General features: G+C 34.1%; 17 protein-coding genes. 8 read left to right on the forward strand and 9 right to left on the reverse strand.

Features of this window, described 5'->3' with window-relative positions:
- Positions 1–182 precede the first annotated feature (182 nt).
- On the forward strand, positions 183–1,067 hold the full coding sequence (locus AABL81_RS03040) for a DUF3592 domain-containing protein (RefSeq protein ID WP_341340324.1): 885 nt from the start codon (positions 183–185) through the stop codon (positions 1,065–1,067).
- 32 nt (positions 1,068–1,099) lie between these two features.
- Here the strand turns inward: AABL81_RS03040 and AABL81_RS03045 are convergent, their stop codons facing one another.
- Both AABL81_RS03045 and AABL81_RS03050 read right to left on the reverse strand, forming a co-directional pair.
- Positions 1,100–2,353 (reverse strand): aspartate kinase, encoded by a 1,254-nt coding sequence (locus AABL81_RS03045; protein ID WP_090407991.1) that lies wholly within the window; start codon positions 2,351–2,353, stop codon positions 1,100–1,102.
- Positions 2,350–2,826 (reverse strand): GNAT family N-acetyltransferase, encoded by a 477-nt coding sequence (locus tag AABL81_RS03050; RefSeq protein WP_341340325.1) that lies wholly within the window; start codon positions 2,824–2,826, stop codon positions 2,350–2,352. The genes AABL81_RS03045 and AABL81_RS03050 overlap by 4 nt, the downstream gene beginning before the upstream one ends.
- Before the next feature lie 96 nt (positions 2,827–2,922).
- Here AABL81_RS03050 and fbp point away from each other — a divergent pair, with 96 nt between their 5' ends.
- The gene (fbp, locus tag AABL81_RS03055; protein WP_158209646.1) at positions 2,923–3,927 is read left to right on the forward strand and encodes a class 1 fructose-bisphosphatase; all 1,005 of its coding nucleotides are present in this window, start codon (positions 2,923–2,925) and stop codon (positions 3,925–3,927) included.
- Between the two features lie 417 nt (positions 3,928–4,344).
- Here the strand turns inward: fbp and AABL81_RS03060 are convergent, their stop codons facing one another.
- Positions 4,345–4,776, reverse strand: a complete 432-nt coding sequence (locus AABL81_RS03060; protein ID WP_341340326.1) for a TerB family tellurite resistance protein — start codon at positions 4,774–4,776, stop codon at positions 4,345–4,347.
- 288 nt (positions 4,777–5,064) lie between these two features.
- On the opposite strand from AABL81_RS03060, the gene AABL81_RS03065 reads away from it, so the two are divergent.
- Complete coding sequence (locus AABL81_RS03065; RefSeq protein WP_158209644.1) at positions 5,065–5,493, forward strand: deoxycytidylate deaminase; 429 nt, start codon at positions 5,065–5,067, stop codon at positions 5,491–5,493.
- Between the two features lie 13 nt (positions 5,494–5,506).
- Entirely contained in the window at positions 5,507–7,081 is a 1,575-nt protein-coding gene (locus AABL81_RS03070; RefSeq protein WP_341340327.1) for a S41 family peptidase, read from the forward strand.
- 117 nt (positions 7,082–7,198) lie between these two features.
- Here the strand turns inward: AABL81_RS03070 and AABL81_RS03075 are convergent, their stop codons facing one another.
- Entirely contained in the window at positions 7,199–9,265 is a 2,067-nt protein-coding gene (locus AABL81_RS03075; protein ID WP_158209642.1) for a M13 family metallopeptidase, read from the reverse strand.
- Positions 9,266–9,426: 161 nt separating this feature from the next.
- On the opposite strand from AABL81_RS03075, the gene AABL81_RS03080 reads away from it, so the two are divergent.
- From AABL81_RS03080 to AABL81_RS03095, 4 genes are all read left to right on the forward strand, one after another.
- Positions 9,427–10,134, forward strand: a complete 708-nt coding sequence (locus tag AABL81_RS03080; RefSeq protein WP_158209641.1) for an SCO family protein — start codon at positions 9,427–9,429, stop codon at positions 10,132–10,134.
- 118 nt (positions 10,135–10,252) lie between these two features.
- Positions 10,253–10,483 carry a FeoA family protein gene (locus AABL81_RS03085; RefSeq protein WP_090407970.1) on the forward strand — a complete coding sequence of 77 codons (231 nt, stop codon included), beginning with the start codon at positions 10,253–10,255 and terminating at the stop codon, positions 10,481–10,483.
- A 28-nt stretch (positions 10,484–10,511) separates the two neighbouring features.
- The gene (feoB, locus tag AABL81_RS03090; RefSeq protein ID WP_341340328.1) at positions 10,512–12,611 is read left to right on the forward strand and encodes a ferrous iron transport protein B; all 2,100 of its coding nucleotides are present in this window, start codon (positions 10,512–10,514) and stop codon (positions 12,609–12,611) included.
- A gap of 6 nt (positions 12,612–12,617) precedes the next feature.
- Entirely contained in the window at positions 12,618–12,749 is a 132-nt protein-coding gene (locus AABL81_RS03095) for a FeoB-associated Cys-rich membrane protein (RefSeq protein ID WP_090407961.1), read from the forward strand.
- A 65-nt stretch (positions 12,750–12,814) separates the two neighbouring features.
- On the opposite strand, the gene trpA is transcribed toward AABL81_RS03095, so the two are convergent.
- The 5 genes from trpA to trpD are packed head-to-tail and all read right to left on the reverse strand — an operon-like array spanning position 12,815 to position 17,158.
- Positions 12,815–13,588: a tryptophan synthase subunit alpha gene (gene trpA / locus AABL81_RS03100; protein ID WP_341340329.1), complete on the reverse strand. Its 774-nt coding sequence runs from the start codon at positions 13,586–13,588 to the stop codon at positions 12,815–12,817.
- A complete protein-coding gene (trpB, locus tag AABL81_RS03105) occupies positions 13,578–14,768 on the reverse strand; it encodes a tryptophan synthase subunit beta (RefSeq protein WP_341340330.1) in 1,191 nt (396 codons plus the stop codon). Before trpB ends, trpA begins: the two co-directional genes overlap by 11 nt.
- Positions 14,755–15,387, reverse strand: a complete 633-nt coding sequence (locus tag AABL81_RS03110) for a phosphoribosylanthranilate isomerase (RefSeq protein WP_341340331.1) — start codon at positions 15,385–15,387, stop codon at positions 14,755–14,757. The genes trpB and AABL81_RS03110 overlap by 14 nt, the downstream gene beginning before the upstream one ends.
- Positions 15,384–16,172, reverse strand: a complete 789-nt coding sequence (gene trpC, locus AABL81_RS03115) for an indole-3-glycerol phosphate synthase TrpC (protein WP_341340332.1) — start codon at positions 16,170–16,172, stop codon at positions 15,384–15,386. Before trpC ends, AABL81_RS03110 begins: the two co-directional genes overlap by 4 nt.
- Positions 16,169–17,158, reverse strand: coding sequence for an anthranilate phosphoribosyltransferase (trpD, locus tag AABL81_RS03120; RefSeq protein ID WP_158209635.1), 990 nt, complete (start codon positions 17,156–17,158; stop codon positions 16,169–16,171). The genes trpC and trpD overlap by 4 nt, the downstream gene beginning before the upstream one ends.
- Position 17,159: the final 1 nt, after the last annotated feature.

The following is a 17,159-nucleotide window of genomic DNA, read 5'->3' on the forward strand; positions in this document are numbered from 1 at the left end:
ACAATATTTTAGAATCTCTTTTACTAAATGAAAATAGTTACTTACTCGAATACCTATAATTAATTGATATTTAAGTAGTAGGGAACTAAATAATTTATCTAAACTAAGTACGTATTGGAAACTAAATCATACAAAGTAGAAATGCATTGCTTATATTTAGCAATATGTACATACTTTCTATTTTGTCATTATCAGCATATCAATATGCGGTAATATTGGGTTTTTTATATTGTTTGTGGCTGACTTTCCGAATAGGTAAGCGATTAAAACAAAGTAAGGGGACATCTCTTGGTTGTATTGGTTTTGGTTATGTTTTTTTAGTCGTTGGATGTATTACAACATTTGCTTTAACCGGGTTATTAGTATTAGGAGATACTATTTATGATAAAACAAGAACATTTACAAAAGGAGATAAATACGAAGCTGTTTATTACGATTACACCTCTTATGAAAGTTATGATTCTGAAAGCGGGAGAGCATCTACTATGTACACACCAATCATTCGATTCACAACAGAAGAAGGTCAGTTAATGGAGAAAACCTTAAATTATTCCAGTAGTTCAAGACCTACTATAGGAAGCAAGGTAACAGTGTATTTTGATGCAGCTCGTTCTGATATTGCTATCCTTTCTCTTGGAATAATTGCAATGTCTTTAGGTGTAACCTTATTCTTTTCCATAATCATCTTTATATTCGTTGGAGTAACGATTTATGCCATGGGACATTCTATGAAGCGCTATAAAAAAATAGCGGCTTATGTAGGTTTAAATATACTTGTTCCTGTGTTAATGGTGTTATTTGACGGGTTATTGATTTACGTTTTATTTGATGGAGAAGAAAAACCTATATGGGTGAATTTAGTTGTCGGTTTCTTCGTTTTAATGTTGACATTAGGTATTTGGGGTTATATAAAAGGAGTTGTTGGCAAAGAAATAAAATGGGTAAAAACAGGAGCAGGTACTTGGAGTGGAGAAGTGGTTGAAAAGAGTGAAACCAAAACAGATAATGACTTATTACAACGAAAAGAAACTACATATAAACAACGCACATCACGAGAAAAGAAATAAAAAAAGGGATACTATAGAGTATCCCTTTTCAATTATTCTTTCGTTACAATTTGCATTGTTTCTCTATTTACTTGTTTTAATAGCAATGTTTTATCGCCTAATACTTTCTGAGCAGATAAGTCGTCAAAATGTCTAATGGTGTACAAAGAAACATTTTCATTATAGCTCACTTTGAACTTGTCGCTTAATACCAATCTCAAGTCCTCAAAGTGGTTGAATTTATCCTCTACACAAACAGAAAAGCTAATCGCAGAGTTTTGAATCACATTTACTTTGATATTGTACTCACAAAACAATTTGAAGATATCACTAATGTTTTGTTCCATAATGAAAGAGAAATCTTTAGAAGATAATGAAATCAAAAGTTGATTTTTCTTTACAATAAAGCAAGGAACATTAGGAGTTAGTGCCGCACCTTTAGAAACATTAGTTCCTTCTAATAACGGATTAAGGAAAGACTTTACGTAAAGCGGAATCTCTTTTTGTCTAAGAGGTTGCAGTGTTTTTGGATGGATAACGGATGCACCATAAAACGCAAGTTCAATAGCCTCTTGATAAGAGATGTGTTCTAATAAAGTTGTTTCAGTAAAATATCTCGGATCAGCATTTAAAACACCAGGTACATCTTTCCATATCGTAACACTTGTAGCATCTAAAGCATACGCAAATATAGCTGCAGAATAATCTGAGCCTTCACGTCCTAAAGTAGTAGAGAATCCGTTATAATCAGACCCAATAAAACCTTGCGTAATATATAAGTTACTGGTATTAATACTTCTTTTAATATTTTCGATAGTAATATCCCAATGTACATTAGCATCGCGATAAACAGTATCTGTTTTTACTAAGTTTCTGGCATCAATCCAATGGTTTACTATTTGTTCTTCTTGTAAGTAGTAATGAAGGATAGTTGTAGAAATCACTTCCCCAAAACTTACAATTTGGTCATAAACAAAATTGTAATTTGGCGATTTGTTATTTAGTAAAAAGTAAGTGATATTTTCAAAAAGCTCTTCCAATTTAGTATAAATCACGTGCTCTTTGTTAGGAAATAAATCATTAACAATCGGGTAGTGGTAATTTTTTACGACATCCAGAGATTCAGCTAAATCAAATCTGTTTTGGAAGTAATTATGTACGACAACCTCTAAGGCATTTGTCGTTTTGCCCATAGCAGATGCTACGATAAGGCTATTTTCATAACCAACAGTTCGCAATACTTTGCAAACGTTTCTTACATTTTCTGCGTCTCTAACAGAGGCACCACCAAATTTAAATATTCTCATAATTTAGAACTACTAAATTTTTCTATTCCGTTATAATCCATTTGAACAGTATACCAATCTTCTAATACAGTTGCCCCTGATTTTTTGTAGAAATTAATAGCAGCCTCATTCCAGTTTAGCACTACCCATTCTACTCTTTTTACACCTTCTCTTTTTGCTATATTCATAATTTCAGCATACAAAGCATATCCTGCTCCTGTACCTCTCATCGTGTCAGTAACAATTAGATCTTCTAAGTGAATTGTTTTCCCTTTCCACGTAGAATAGCGGTTGTAATACAAGGCCATTCCAATTATTTTTTGGTCGTGTTCTGCAACTATTACATTAAAAAGAGGGTTTTGGGAAAACCCATCTCTGATTAAATCCTCAACTGTAATTTCTACAGCTTCGGGCTCCCTTTCAAAAGTCGCTAACTCCTTAATTAATTGAAGCACATCGTACATATCGTCAGTTTTTGCCGGTCTAATATTCATACGCGTTGTTGATTTAATGGTTAATATCATAGATACAATGACAAAATTAACGATATTTGCAGTGTAAAATACACAACTTAAGAATCATTTTTAAAAATGACAACAGAAAGAAACCAGACTTTAGGAGAGTTTATTATTGAAAAACAGGAAGATTTTAAATATTCTTCTGGTGAGTTATCAAGATTAATCAATTCTCTTAGACTTGCTGCTAAAGTCGTAAGTCACCAAGTGAACCAAGCAGGGTTAGTTGATATCGTAGGAGCTTTTGGAAAACAAAACGTTCAAGGCGAGCAACAACAAAAATTAGATGTTTTTGCCAATGAAGTATTTATTCAAACATTAATCAATAGAGAGATTGTTTGTGGTATTGCTTCAGAAGAAGAGGATGATTTTATATCAATCCACGGTAGAAATGGAAGTAATGACAATAAATATGTTGTTCTTATGGATCCTTTAGATGGATCTTCTAATATTGACGTGAATGTATCAGTGGGAACTATTTTCTCTATTTACAGACGTGTTACGCCAATTGGAACACCAGTAACTAAAGAAGACTTCTTACAAAAAGGAGAGAATCAAGTTGCTGCAGGTTATATCGTTTATGGGTCTTCTACAATGTTAGTTTATACAACAGGGAATGGAGTTCACGGATTTACATTAAATCCAGCTATTGGAACTTTCTTCTTATCTCACCCAAATATGAAAATCAATGAAGATGGACATATTTACTCAATCAATGAAGGTAACTACGTACACTTTCCTCAAGGAGTAAAAGATTACTTAAAATACTGTCAAGCTGAAGAACAAGATCGTCCATATACTTCAAGATATATCGGAAGTTTAGTGTCTGATATTCACAGAAATATTTTAAAAGGAGGTATCTATATTTATCCAACAAGTACTAAAGCGCCAAAAGGTAAATTGAGATTGTTGTATGAATGTAATCCTATTGCTTTTATTGTTGAGCAAGCAGGAGGTAGAGCATCAGATGGTTACCAACGTATTATGGAGGTTGAACCAACTGAATTACACCAAAGAGTACCTTTCTTCTGTGGAAGTAAAAATATGGTAGAGAAGGCTGAAGAATTCATGAAGAAATAAGAATTTTTAGTTTATAAATAGAAGGAGCTGTTGTAAAACAGCTCCTTTTTTTATGGATTTTTTTGTGTGTTTCAAAACTTACTTCTGTTTATCCTATCTGATAATTATTAGTATGCTAATTTGTATGCTTGTATATAATTTGTGTAGTTTATGTATATTGAATGTATTCTTTTACATAGAAAGTATACAACGGGTATACATACACTATACATACAGTATACATACACTCATTATAAAAGTGCTAAAAAACATAGTATAGTTTGTTTTGCGATCGAGTAATAAGATTTTTTTTGAAGTAATTAAAAAGTTGAAAACTTTAATAATAAAAAAAGAGGAAACCTTTTTTAAGGCTTCCTCTTTCGAGTTTGTTAGTATCACACTAATAGTTTATTTCAACTATCCATTGTAATAAGAATATTATTTCTTTTTTAGATTGTGCATTTCTGTAATAAATGTGTCAATATCTACATTTAAAACTAAGAGAGATAATGCTTTATCTACTAAGAAGTCGATGTTTTGTGTAAAACCAAGAGCAACAGCAAACTTCTTTAATATCTCTTTTTGTTTAGGTCCTAATACGTGGTTTACATAAACCATTCTCGCCAAATCGTATAACCTTTCGATACGATGTGTCTCTAAGTAAGGTGGATTTACAGGATATTTCTCTGGGTCTTCTAATATGTTATTATATTCTTCTACAGATATCTCTAAACGATGTGCAAGCTCGTCTAAAAAGGCTTTTTCTTCCGGACTGAAGTGCCCATTTGCTAATGCAACACGTACAATCGAAGCAAAATGGCCTTTGTTTCTGTCTTTAAATCCACTGTCAAATAAATCTGAGTATGCCATTTTTAAATAATTTAGGGGTTAATAGTTTTTGATTAGTTGTTTTTACAAAGTATTTATTTCGAAGTAAAACTTATATTAAATGTACTAAAATACTTGCTATTATGCTGAAAAACTTTTGATTAAACGATAGTCTTATGATAAATTTAGGAAATGAGAGGGGACGTTGTAAGGAATACAAAGCTTTATATTGACTTTTTTTTAAGTTTGACTAAACCCTTGAATAACAAAAGGAATGTTTATTTTTGTTATTTATTGACTATTTAAGTCTTAAAAACTGCACAACTTTCTATGGATACAAATAAAAACACAAAATACGACAAGGCTTATTTGCGTATTGCACGTGAGTGGGGACAACTATCTTACTGTAAAAGAAAGCAAGTAGGAGCAATTATTGTAAAGGACAGAATGATTATTTCTGATGGGTATAACGGTACGCCAACTGGATTTGAAAATTGTTGTGAAGATGACAATGATAATACACATTGGTATGTACTTCACGCAGAAGCAAACGCTATTTTAAAAGTAGCAAGTTCAACACAAAGTTGTCAGGATGCTACGCTTTATATTACGATGTCTCCTTGTAGAGATTGTAGTAAACTTATCCATCAAGCAGGAATTAAGAGAGTTGTTTATATGGAAGGATATAAAGATGTAGAGGGAATTAATTTCTTAGAAAAAGCAGGGGTGGAAGTAGTTCATATCCCCGATTTAGATTAATCAAAATAGAAAAATGAAAAAGTATTACTGGCCACTGATTATTTCAATATCACTTGCTCTGGGGGTTCTCTTAGGAGGGTTTGTTGTTTCTGCCTCTCAAAAGGGTAGAAGTGGTTTTTATACTAATCACAATAAACTGAAATTAAATAGACTTCTTGATTTTATTGAGCAAGAATATGTTGATAATGTCAATACAGACTCTATCGTTGATAAAACAGTATCAACTATATTAGAACAACTTGATCCGCATTCTATCTATATTGCAAAGAACGATATGCAGTCAGTTACAGAGTCAATGAAAGGGAGTTTTGTAGGTATTGGAGTTCAGTATTATTTTTATAAAGACAGTATTGCGGTTATTAAGGAAATTGCAAATGGGCCAGCTATGAAAGCTGGAGTTAAAGCAGGGGATAGAATTCTTAAGGCTGATGATACTACCCTTTTTGGCAAGAATATAAGTGCAGATACGATTGCTGCTGTTTTGAGAGGAGCAGAGAATACGGATGTTGTTTTGTCTATTTACAGAAAAACAACCGGAAAGACTTTTGATATTGTTGTGAATAGACAGCCTATTCCGATTAAAAGTGTTGATGTTGCTATAAAATTGGAAGACGGTAAGGGATATATTAAGATTAACCGCTTTGCAAGTACAACTTATAATGAATTTAGGACAGCATTAGAAAAATTAGTTGCTGCAGATATTTCAGGTTTAGTTTTAGACCTGAGAGATAATGGTGGTGGTTATATGGATCAGGCAATCAAAATGCTTGATGATTTATTAGATAAAGGACTTGTCGTTGTAAAGACAATTAATAAAGGAGGACAAGAAACGGTTAATAGAAGTAGAGGTAACGGCATCTTTACGGAGAAACCTTTGTATGTTTTAATAGATGAGAATTCTGCTTCAGCGAGTGAGATTATTGCTGGGGCTATACAAGATAACGATAGAGGAGTGATTGTAGGAAGAAGAAGCTTTGGAAAAGGTCTTGTTCAACGCGAGTTAATGTTAGGAGATGGTTCGGCTATCCGATTGACTACAGCTCGTTATTACACACCTTCTGGGCGCTCTATTCAAAAGTCTTATAGCAATGGAATAAAAAGTTATAACAATGATTTTAAATCCCGTTACGAGCATGGTGAACTTTATGCCGCAGATAGTATAAAAGTAGCGGATAGCTTGCAATTTAAAACCCTTAAAGGTAAGATTGTATATGGCGGTGGAGGGATAGTTCCTGATTTGTTTGTTCCTATTGCAGAAAGGCACGGAGAAGAGAATACAATTATGCTGATGAGGTCTAATATTGTTAATTACTTTGTTTTTGGTGAAATAGATAAAGACAGAAATAAGTTTACCTCTATGAAACAGGCTGAGGTTTTTGCCTACGTTCAGAATAGTGATAAAGTGTATCAGGCCTTTATAAAGCATTTAGAGGCAAGTAATTTATTCTTTAAACTTGATAGTAAAAAAGACTTGATTAAGAGATATTTGGCAGCAGAGTTTATTAATCAATTATACGGACCAAAAGAGTATTATACTTGGTTGATGAAAACTGATCCAATGATCGTAGCAATCGATCGAAAGAAATAAGAAAATACAGTAAAGAATAATAGAAAAGTCACCAAAGTCTGGTGACTTTTTTTACGTATATACATAAAAAAACGGCTTCAAATAGTGAAGCCGTTTTTAATTTATAGATAGGTTAAATTACCAAATTTTAACTCTCTCTTCTGGTTTGATATAAAGTTTATCCCCTTCTTTAATTTGGAATGCTTCGTAGAAAGCATCAACATTTTGTAAAGGCACATAAGCTCTGTAATGACCTGGAGCGTGTGGGTCAGTTTTTACTTGGTTCTTAATAGCTTCATCACGAGCCTTAGTTCTCCAAATAGTACCCCAAGAAATAAAGAAACGTTGTTCTGGTGTAAATCCATCGATTAATCCAGGGTTTCCATTTTCTTTTAAATAAAGTTGTAATCCGTCATAAGCAGCATTAACACCACCTAAGTCACCGATGTTTTCACCTAAAGTAAATTTACCATCAACAAATACACCTGGTAGCGGTTCTAAAGCACTGTATTGATCTGCTAAAGCATTACCTAATTTAGTGAAACGCTCTAAATCAGTATCAGTCCACCAGTTGTTTAAGTTACCATCTTTGTCATAACGAGCACCTGAGTCGTCAAAACTATGAGAGATTTCGTGTCCAATTACAGCACCGATACCACCGTAGTTAATTGCCTCATCTGCTTTATAGTCATAGAAAGGAGGTTGTAAGATTGCAGCAGGGAAAACAATTTCGTTATACATTGGGTTGAAATAAGCGTTCACTGTTTGTGGTGCCATTCCCCAACGAGATTTATCAACTGGTTTTCCGAAGTCAGCCATATTTTTAGCAACTTCCCATTTCTCAGCATTTTTCATGTTTTCGAAGTAGTTACCTCCGTCAGCTACAGACTTGATTGCCATTTTAGAGTAGTCTTCCCATTTGTCAGGGTAACCAATCTTAACTGTAGTTGTGCTTAATTTTTCTAAAGCTCCTTTTTTAGTTTCTTCAGCCATCCAAGGTAAAGCTTTAATACGATCACCAAATGCTGTTAAAACATTTTTGATCATTGCTTGAGCTTTTGCTTTCGCTTCAGCTGGGAATTTCTTCTCAACATATAATTGTCCTAAAGCTTCACCAACAGTTCTGTTAACAACAGCTAATGCTCTTTCTTCAACTGGTCTTTGCTCTTTAGCACCTTCAAGTGTTTTTGAGTAGAATTCCCAGTTTGCAGTTTCCATATCAGTAGATAATAAACTTGCAGAACTATTAACTAATGTCCATTTTAAGTAAGCTTTCACATCAGCAATATTCTTAGCAGTCAAGATTTCGTTTAATGACTTGATGTATTTAGGTTGAGAAACGATTACTTTATCTACGTTTTTCAATCCACTTGCTGTGATGTATGCGTTCCAATCTACAACAGGAGCTAATTTTTGTAAATCAGCAATTGTCATTGGATTGTAAGTTAAACGACTATCTCTACGCTCAACACGAGTTAAACGAGGCTCAGCCATTTTAGTTTCAATAGCAAGTACTCTTTTAGAATCTGCTGTAGCTTCTTCTTTAGACTCTCCAGCCATTTCTAACATACGAGCAACGTGAGCTGTATATTGCTCGCGTTTTTCTTGCATATCTTTATCTTTTAAGATATAGTAATCACGGTCAGGTAAACCAAGAGAACCTAAGCTTAAATAAACTGCATTTTCGTTAGAGTTTTTAGCATCTGCATAAACGTAGATAGAATATAATCCTAATCCACCTTCGTCAGCTAAATCATTAATTAACTTTGTTACATCAGCAGGTGTAGCAATAGCATTAATTTTATCTAAGTAAGGTTTAAGTGGATCAACTCCTAATTTATTTCTTGTTTCAGCATCCAAGTAAGTTTCAAAAACAGCAACAGCTTTTGCTTGGTCAGATTTAGGATCAAGTTTTTTATTTTGTCCAGCTTCTTTTAAAATAGCTAAAGCATCTTTATCTGTATTCTGTCTTAATTCGTCAAAGCTTCCCCAACGAGTTCTATCAGCTGGAATTTCTGTTTTGTCGAACCAAGTTCCGTTTACATAACGGAAGAAGTCATCACCTGGCTTCACTAAAGTATCCATATACTCTAATGTAATTCCGTGGTTTACTGTGTCTTCTGCGTCAGCTGTTTTCTTAGCGTCTTTACAAGCAACTAAAGAAACAACAGCAAAGGCAGAAGTTAATAATACCTTTTTGTTCATAATATTAAGATTATTTTCGTTTTTAATGATATGCTAACAAAAATAGAAAATATCTTTGGTTAATATAATTTTTAACAAAGCAAAATGAGGATGAAGCATTTATAAAGTCTTTAACCTTTTTTTAGAAGTGAATTTGTAAGTTTGCATAAACTCAAATAATTATGTTACAGTTCTTTAAAAAGTACAGATATTTCTTTTTATTTTTCTTCTTATTGTGTGCAGGAATAATGATTATGTTTTATAATGCATTGAAGTACAGAAAGTCACTACCTGTTTATACTCCAGCAATGGTAAACCCGGAGATGGTAGATAGTTTGATTCAACATCAAGCAAATAAGCAAAAACACCGCATAGCGCCATTTAAGTTTGTAAATCAAAATGGGGATACTATTTCTAATAAAGACTATGAAGGGCATATTTATGTAGCAGATTTCTTTTTTACTACTTGTCCTACTATTTGTCCAATTATGGGAGATAATATGGTGTGGTTACAAGATAAGATTAAAGATTTACCGGGTGTTAAGTTACTTTCTCATACTGTAACTCCAGATATTGATAGTGTTCCAGTGTTGAAAGAGTACGCACTTCACAAAGGGGTAGATGATAACATTTGGAATCTGGTAACAGGAGATAAGAGAGATATCTATTATATCGCAAGAAATTCTTACTTAGCAGTAAAGACAGGTTCTCCTGAAGAGATGTACGATATGGTACATACAGAGAACTTTATATTGGTAGATGGAAGTGGGCGTATTAGAGGATTCTATGATGGAACGAACTTAGATACGAAGGATGAAGAGGCTAAGAATATGCAAGATTTGTGGGAAGATATCCAATGGTTATACAAGCACGAAGAGAGTAAAAAATAACCTTGTTAAGAGATAAAACTAAAGGTAATAGAAGTTTAAATAATAAGAAATCTTGTGTTTATGCTACTATTATCTTTTTTTATACTTAGCTTTGTAATGTGAATTAAATCTAAATAAAGTGAGTACAACTTTAGACTTGTTAAAAAGAAACGAAAGAGGAGTAATTGCAGAGTTTGATATGCATAAGGTTCCTTTGAAATTATTAGAGATGGGATGTTTACCTGGCAATGAAGTAGTGTTGTTAGAAGTAGCCCCATTGGGAGATCCGATTTATTTGTGTATAAATGACACACATTTATCTATTCGTAAAGAATTAGCTCGTGAAATACTTGTAGAAGTAGAGGGTTAATTAGTACAATATATTATTACATTAGTTGATGAAAAAAAATATTAAAGTTGCCCTAATAGGTAATCCTAACGTAGGGAAAACCTCAGTATTTAATGCTTTAACTGGACTTAATCATAAAATAGGGAATTATCCAGGAATTACTGTTGATAAGAAAACAGGTGTGTCAAAACTTGATGAACACACAAATGCTACAATTGTAGATTTACCAGGTACGTATAGTATCAATGCCAGCTCATTAGACGAACGCATCGTTTTAGATTTGTTGTTCGATCCTACTAATGAAGATTATCCAGATGTTGCTGTAGTTGTTGTAGATATCGAGAATTTAAAACGTAATCTACTTTTATTTACGCAAGTGAAAGAGTTAGGTATTCCAACGGTATTGGTTGTGAATATGGCTGACCGAATGGAAGAGAAAGGGATTACTCTTGCTGTAGCTGAGTTAGAAGAAAAGTTGAAAACTAAAATCGTTTTAGCAAGTGCTAAGAAGAAATTAGGTATTCAAGAAATAAAACAAGCTGTTTTAGACTACAAGGAGCTTTCTATTAAGCCTTGTATGAACGCTACAGGTGTAGATCCTGAGTTCTTTGGTCGTTTAGCACTTACGTTCTCTAATTTATCTGTGTATAAATTATGGATGATTTACTCGCAAGAGGTTACAATTGGAGGAATAGGTAAAAATGAAATCGAATCTAAAGGAGTTAAATTATCTGAGGATGAGGTTAAGCGTTTACAACACAAGAAAACAATTAAACGTTATCAATTTATAAATGATGTTTTAAAAGAGACTTATGTAAAGGACTCTTCTAAGGCAACAGATATCAGAAGTAAGGTTGACCGTATTTTAACGCACCGCGTTTGGGGTTATGTAATCTTCTTCGCAATTATGTTATTGGTGTTCCAAGCGATATTTGAGTGGTCAAGTATTCCGATGGATTGGATAGAAGATCAATTTGCGTCTTTGACAACTTGGGTACACGAGGTAATGACACCGGGGAAACTGACAGACTTAATAGCAGATGGTATCGTTCCGGGTATTGGTGGTATTATGCCATTCATTCCTCAAATTGCTATTTTATTTATGTTCATCTCGATTCTTGAAGAAACGGGATATATGAGTAGAGTAGTGTTTTTAATGGACCGTTTAATGCGTCCTTTTGGATTAAGTGGAAAATCAGTTGTTCCATTAATCTCAGGTAATGCTTGTGCGATTCCAGCAATTATGTCTGCTCGTAATATTGAAAATCCAAAAGAGCGTTTGTTGACAATTTTAGTGACTCCGTTTACTACTTGTTCTGCTCGTATTCCAGTTTATATCATCTTGATTTCATTGGTTATTCCTGATACTCGTATTGGTATATTTGGAATGCAGGCGTTAACGTTGACGTTCTTCTATTTAATTGGATTCTTCTCTGCATTGATTGGTGCGTGGGTATTGAAACACTTTATTGACGTAAAACACAAGTCATATTTTGTAATTGAAATGCCAAGCTACCGTGCACCTATATTGAAAAACGTAGTTGCTACAATGTATGAAAAGACTAAAGCTTTCGTTGTTGGAGCAGGTAAGATTATCTTTTTCCTTTCAATTATTATTTGGTTTTTAGGTGCTCACGGACCTGGAAATAATTTTGAAAATGCAGAAGAAATTATTGCTGAAAGATACAAAGGAGAGGTTGTAACAGCTGAAGAAATGGATGATTATGTAGCAGGGTATAGATTAGAAAATTCATACATCGGAATTGTTGGTAAAACAATTGAACCTGTTATTAAACCATTGGGATATGATTGGAAAATTGGTATTGCAGTGATTACATCATTCGTAGCTCGTGAGGTATTTGTGGCAACATTGGCTACTATTTACAATGTGGGTTCAAGTGGTGAAGAAGAAGAAACGATTAAAGCTCGTATGGAGGCTGAGGTTTGGCCAGACACAGGAGAGAAGGTGTTTACTTTAGCAAGTGGACTTTCATTGATGTTCTTTTATGCATTTGCAATGCAATGTGCTTCGACAGTTGCAATTACCAGAAGAGAGACAAAGTCTTGGAAATGGACTATATTCCAAGTAGTGTTTATGACTGTTTTTGCGTATGTTGTTGCATTAGTAGTGTATCAACTTTTAAAATAAACTAATATGGACTACCAAGAAGTAATAGCCTATGCAATTGTTATTATTGCTTTAGGGTATTTTATCAAAAAGAGTTTTTGGAAGAATAAGGGAGGCAAGAATGGATCTTGTGGTAACGGAAGTTGCGGTTGCTCTTAACAGAGATATAGTTTACTATTTATATATAAAAAGCGAAAGCCATCTATTTTAGATGGCTTTCGCTTTTATTGTTTTAGGCTGTTTACAAATTCTTGTATAGAGGGTAGTGATATACCGTTGTGTTCGATATGCTTGACAAAAGCAGAACCGACAATAGCACCCTGACTGTATTTGCAAACGGTTTGAAAGGTTGCAGCATTGTGGATTCCGAAACCAACTAATCGTGGATTGGTTAATTGTAGGTTTTGAACGCGTTGGAAATAGTCTGCTTGTATTTCTAAGTTTTTATTTGCTCCAGTTATGCTGTTTGAAGACACCATATAGATAAAACCATTTGTTTCTTGGTCAATCATTTTGATTCGTTCTTCTGTTGTTTCATTATTTATCAACATAATGTTTAAGATGCCGTATTGTTGGCAGTAAGCTTTGAGATACTGCTTATAATAATCAAGAGGTAAATCTGGAATAATGAATCCATCAATACCGACTTCAGCACATTTTTTGACAAAGTTTTCTTCGCCGTATTGTAGGATAGGGTTTAGGTACCCCATTAATACAATAGGAATGGTTGTGTTTTTTCTAAGTGTTGTTAGCTGGTCAAACAAAAGAGTTAGGCTCATACCGTTTGTAAGGGCTTTCTCGCTACTTTCTTGTATAACGGGACCATCGGCAAGGGGATCCGAAAAAGGAATGCCTATTTCAATCATATCTACTCCCGCTTTCTCTAAGTTTTCAACAATAGTAAGTGTATCGTTTAGGTTAGGATAACCAGCAGTAAAAAAGATAGAGAGTATATTTTTATTTTTTTGTTGGAAAGTTGTTGTAATTCTATTTTTCATTGGTAAAGTATTTTTGATAGGTTAGCATATCTTTATCTCCTCTTCCAGATAAGTTGACAATGACAATGTCGTTTTCTTTTAAGGTTAGTTTTTCTAAGTAAGCTAAAGCGTGAGCCGATTCTAAAGCAGGTATAATTCCATCCGTTCTGGTTAAATGAAAAGCTGCTTTTACAGCTTCGTCATCAGTGATGCTATCTACAATTATTTTATTAGTATCATTAAGATAAGCGTGAGCAGGACCAATACCAGGGTAGTCTAATCCGGCTGATATAGAATAAGGTTCTATAATCTGACCGTCTTCTGTTTGTATAAGGTAGGTTTTACTACCGTGGATAATACCTTTTTTGCCTAATGCAATTGTAGCGGCTGTTTTATCCGTTTGTGTTCCTTTTCCGGCTGCTTCAACAGCAATTAGTTTGGTGTACTTGTTATCGATAAAATGATAGAAAGCTCCCATAGCATTACTACCGCCTCCAACGCAAGCAATTACATAATCCGGTTTTGCTGTGTTTTCTTTTTCTAATAGTTGTTCTTGAATCTCTTTGCTAATAATAGATTGAAATTTTGCTACCATATCAGGATAAGGGTGTGGACCAACGACAGAACCAATTACATAATGAGTATCGGTAGGATTGTTTATCCATTCTCTGATAGCCTCGTTTGTAGCATCTTTTAATGTTTTGCTACCACTATTTGCTGGAACTACAGTGGCTCCAAGCATCTTCATTCGTTCAACATTTGGCTTTTGTCTTTCGATGTCTATTGCTCCCATAAATACAGTGCACTCTAAACCTAATAAAGCACAAGTAGTGGCAGTGGCAACACCGTGTTGTCCTGCACCTGTTTCTGCGATAATCCTTTTTTTGTTTAGGCGTTTTGCCAATAATACTTGTCCAATAGTGTTATTGATTTTATGGGCTCCTGTATGGTTTAAATCTTCTCTTTTTAGGTAGATTTTAGCTTTGTATTGTTTTGATAAGTTTTCAGAATAGAACAGAGGGGTTGGCCTTCCGACATAGTCTTTTAGAAGGGACTGCATTTCTTGTTGGAAGCTGCTATCTTGAAGTATATCTAAGTATTTTTCTTGTAGTTCTGCTACATTGGCGTGCAACATTTCAGGAATGAAGGCACCTCCAAATTCTCCGTAGTAGCCATCTGATGTAGGGTTAAATGTGTTCATTTCTAATACTATTTATAAGTTGTTTTGTGTGATTGTAATTTTTTAGTCCTGCTTCATCTTCTAATTGGCTATTGCAATCAAAGCCTATTAAAGCAGGGTGTTTAACTTTTAATGCTTGTGTAATATTAGATAACCCTATTCCTCCGCTGAGGTAGAAAGGTTTATCTAATGTATAGTTTTGCAGAATGTTCCAATTAAACGCTTGTCCACTTCCTCCATACTGTGATGTTTTCGTGTCAAATAAAAAAGCCGAGCAATAGGGGATGTATGTTTCAAGTATTTCTATGTCTATTTTGTCTTGAATGGGGAATGCTTTTATGATATTAAATCCCTTTTCGTGTAGTGCTTGACATTGGGCGATTGACTCCTCTCCGTGTAATTGGATAATATCTAAAGCATATTGCAGTGCTATAGCTTGTATCACATCATTGCTTTCATTGACAAATACACCTACTTTCTTTATTGGGGCAGGTATCTTTTGAATACTACTTTGCAAAGTAGATTCGTCTATGTATCTGCTTGATTTTTTATAAAAGATGAATCCTATTAAATCAGGGTTTAATGAAACTATTTCTTGGATATTTTCAGGAGTTTTCATTCCGCAAATCTTTATTTTCATAGCAGTTCCGTTTGTAATTGTTTTAATCTTTCTGGCGGATTTTGTTCTTTCATAAAATATTCTCCTATAAGATATCCTGCAAAACCTGCTTGTTGTAACTCCTTTATGGTATTAGCAGAGTATATTCCACTTTCTGCAATTTTTACCGCATTAGTAGGCAAGTATGAAGCTAATAGAATGCTGTTTTCAATGTCAACGTCAAAGGTGTTTAGGTTTCTATTGTTTATACCTATTAAGTCAAAGTTTGTATGGCTGTATAAACGAACCTCCTCTGCTGTATGCGTTTCTAATAGTACTTCCAAACCAAGTTTGTGTGCATAATCTGTGAGTTGAACGATTCTGTCCACTGGGTGGAGTTTTGCAATTAGTAAGATGGCATCAGCTCCGATTGCTTTCGCTTCCTCAAGTTGATATTCGTCAACAATAAATTCTTTTTGTAAAAGAGGAAGGTGTGTTGCCTTTCTTGCTTTCTGAAAATCATCTGTTTTAGCACCAAAAAATTGCTGGTCAAAAAGAACAGACAAAGCAGTAGCTCCTTCTTGTGTATAACCTTTGACAATTGCTGTGACATCTGCATTAGGATGTATATTTCCTTTACTTGGCGATTGTCTTTTGAATTCGGCAATAATTCCTTTGCCCTTTGATGCTATTATCGCTTGTTTTAAAGAAGTACAATGTCTGTTGTATAGTTCCTGTGTCCGTAAGGATTCTACAGGTTGGTTTAATTTCTTGTAAGCAACTTCTTGTTCTTTATGTCGTCTTATTTTTTCTAATATCAGTTTCATAAGTTTCGCAGTATTTCAAATTTCTTTTTTGCATTACCTCCTAAAAGGGACTCTTCAGCTTGGTTATATGCCTCTTCAATAGTTAGTGATGGATGATAGGTTTTAATTGCTAAAGCACTATTAGCAAGGACAACGCTATTTTGTGCCTCTGTACCTTTTCCTTTTAGGATTTGCCAAAAGATATAAGCAGATTCTTCTACGGTATTACCACCAATGATATCCGTTTGACTGACTTTAGGTTGATTGAAATATGAAGCGTCTATTATTTGCTCTTTAGTATTTGTTACGATTTTACATTTGTCTGTAAGTGTACATTCATCATATCCATCTAAAGCGTGGATAATGCAATATTGGGTGTCAGATTTTTGAAAGAAATATTGATACATACGCAATAGTTCAAGATTGAATAAACCAACCATTTGCACTTTGGGTTCTGCCGGATTTGTAAGAGGACCAAGCATATTGAAAAAGGTTTTTACACCAAGTGATTTTCTCACAGGTGCAATTCTCTTCATTGCTGGGTGAAACAAGGGAGCGTGAATAAAGCAAATGTTAGCTTCTGCTAATTGGTTTTGCAATTCTGCTTCTGTTTTTCTAAAGTGAATACCTAAGTTTTCAAGAACACTTGAAGAACCAGAAACAGAGGATACGCCATAATTTCCGTGTTTAGCAACAGGAATATTGTTTCCTGCAAGTACAAAAGAAGTTAGGGTAGATATATTGAATGTGTTTTTTCCATCACCTCCCGTACCACAAACATCCATAGGATTGAATTGAGATAAGTTTACCTTAGTTGCTAATTGTAACATTGCTTCTCTAAACCCCGTAAGTTCTTCTAAAGTAATAGAGCGCATTAAGTAGGTTGTTAGAATAGCAGATAGTTGAGGTTCGCTATATGCTCCTGTTGCCATATCAAGTAATACTTGTTTAGCCTCATCTGTGGTCAGGGTTTTATGTTGTATAAGTTTGTTAAGTAACTCTTTCATC

The sequence above is a fragment of the Myroides sp. C1519 genome (genome assembly GCF_038039755.1).
Classification (GTDB): domain Bacteria; phylum Bacteroidota; class Bacteroidia; order Flavobacteriales; family Flavobacteriaceae; genus Flavobacterium; species Flavobacterium phaeum_A.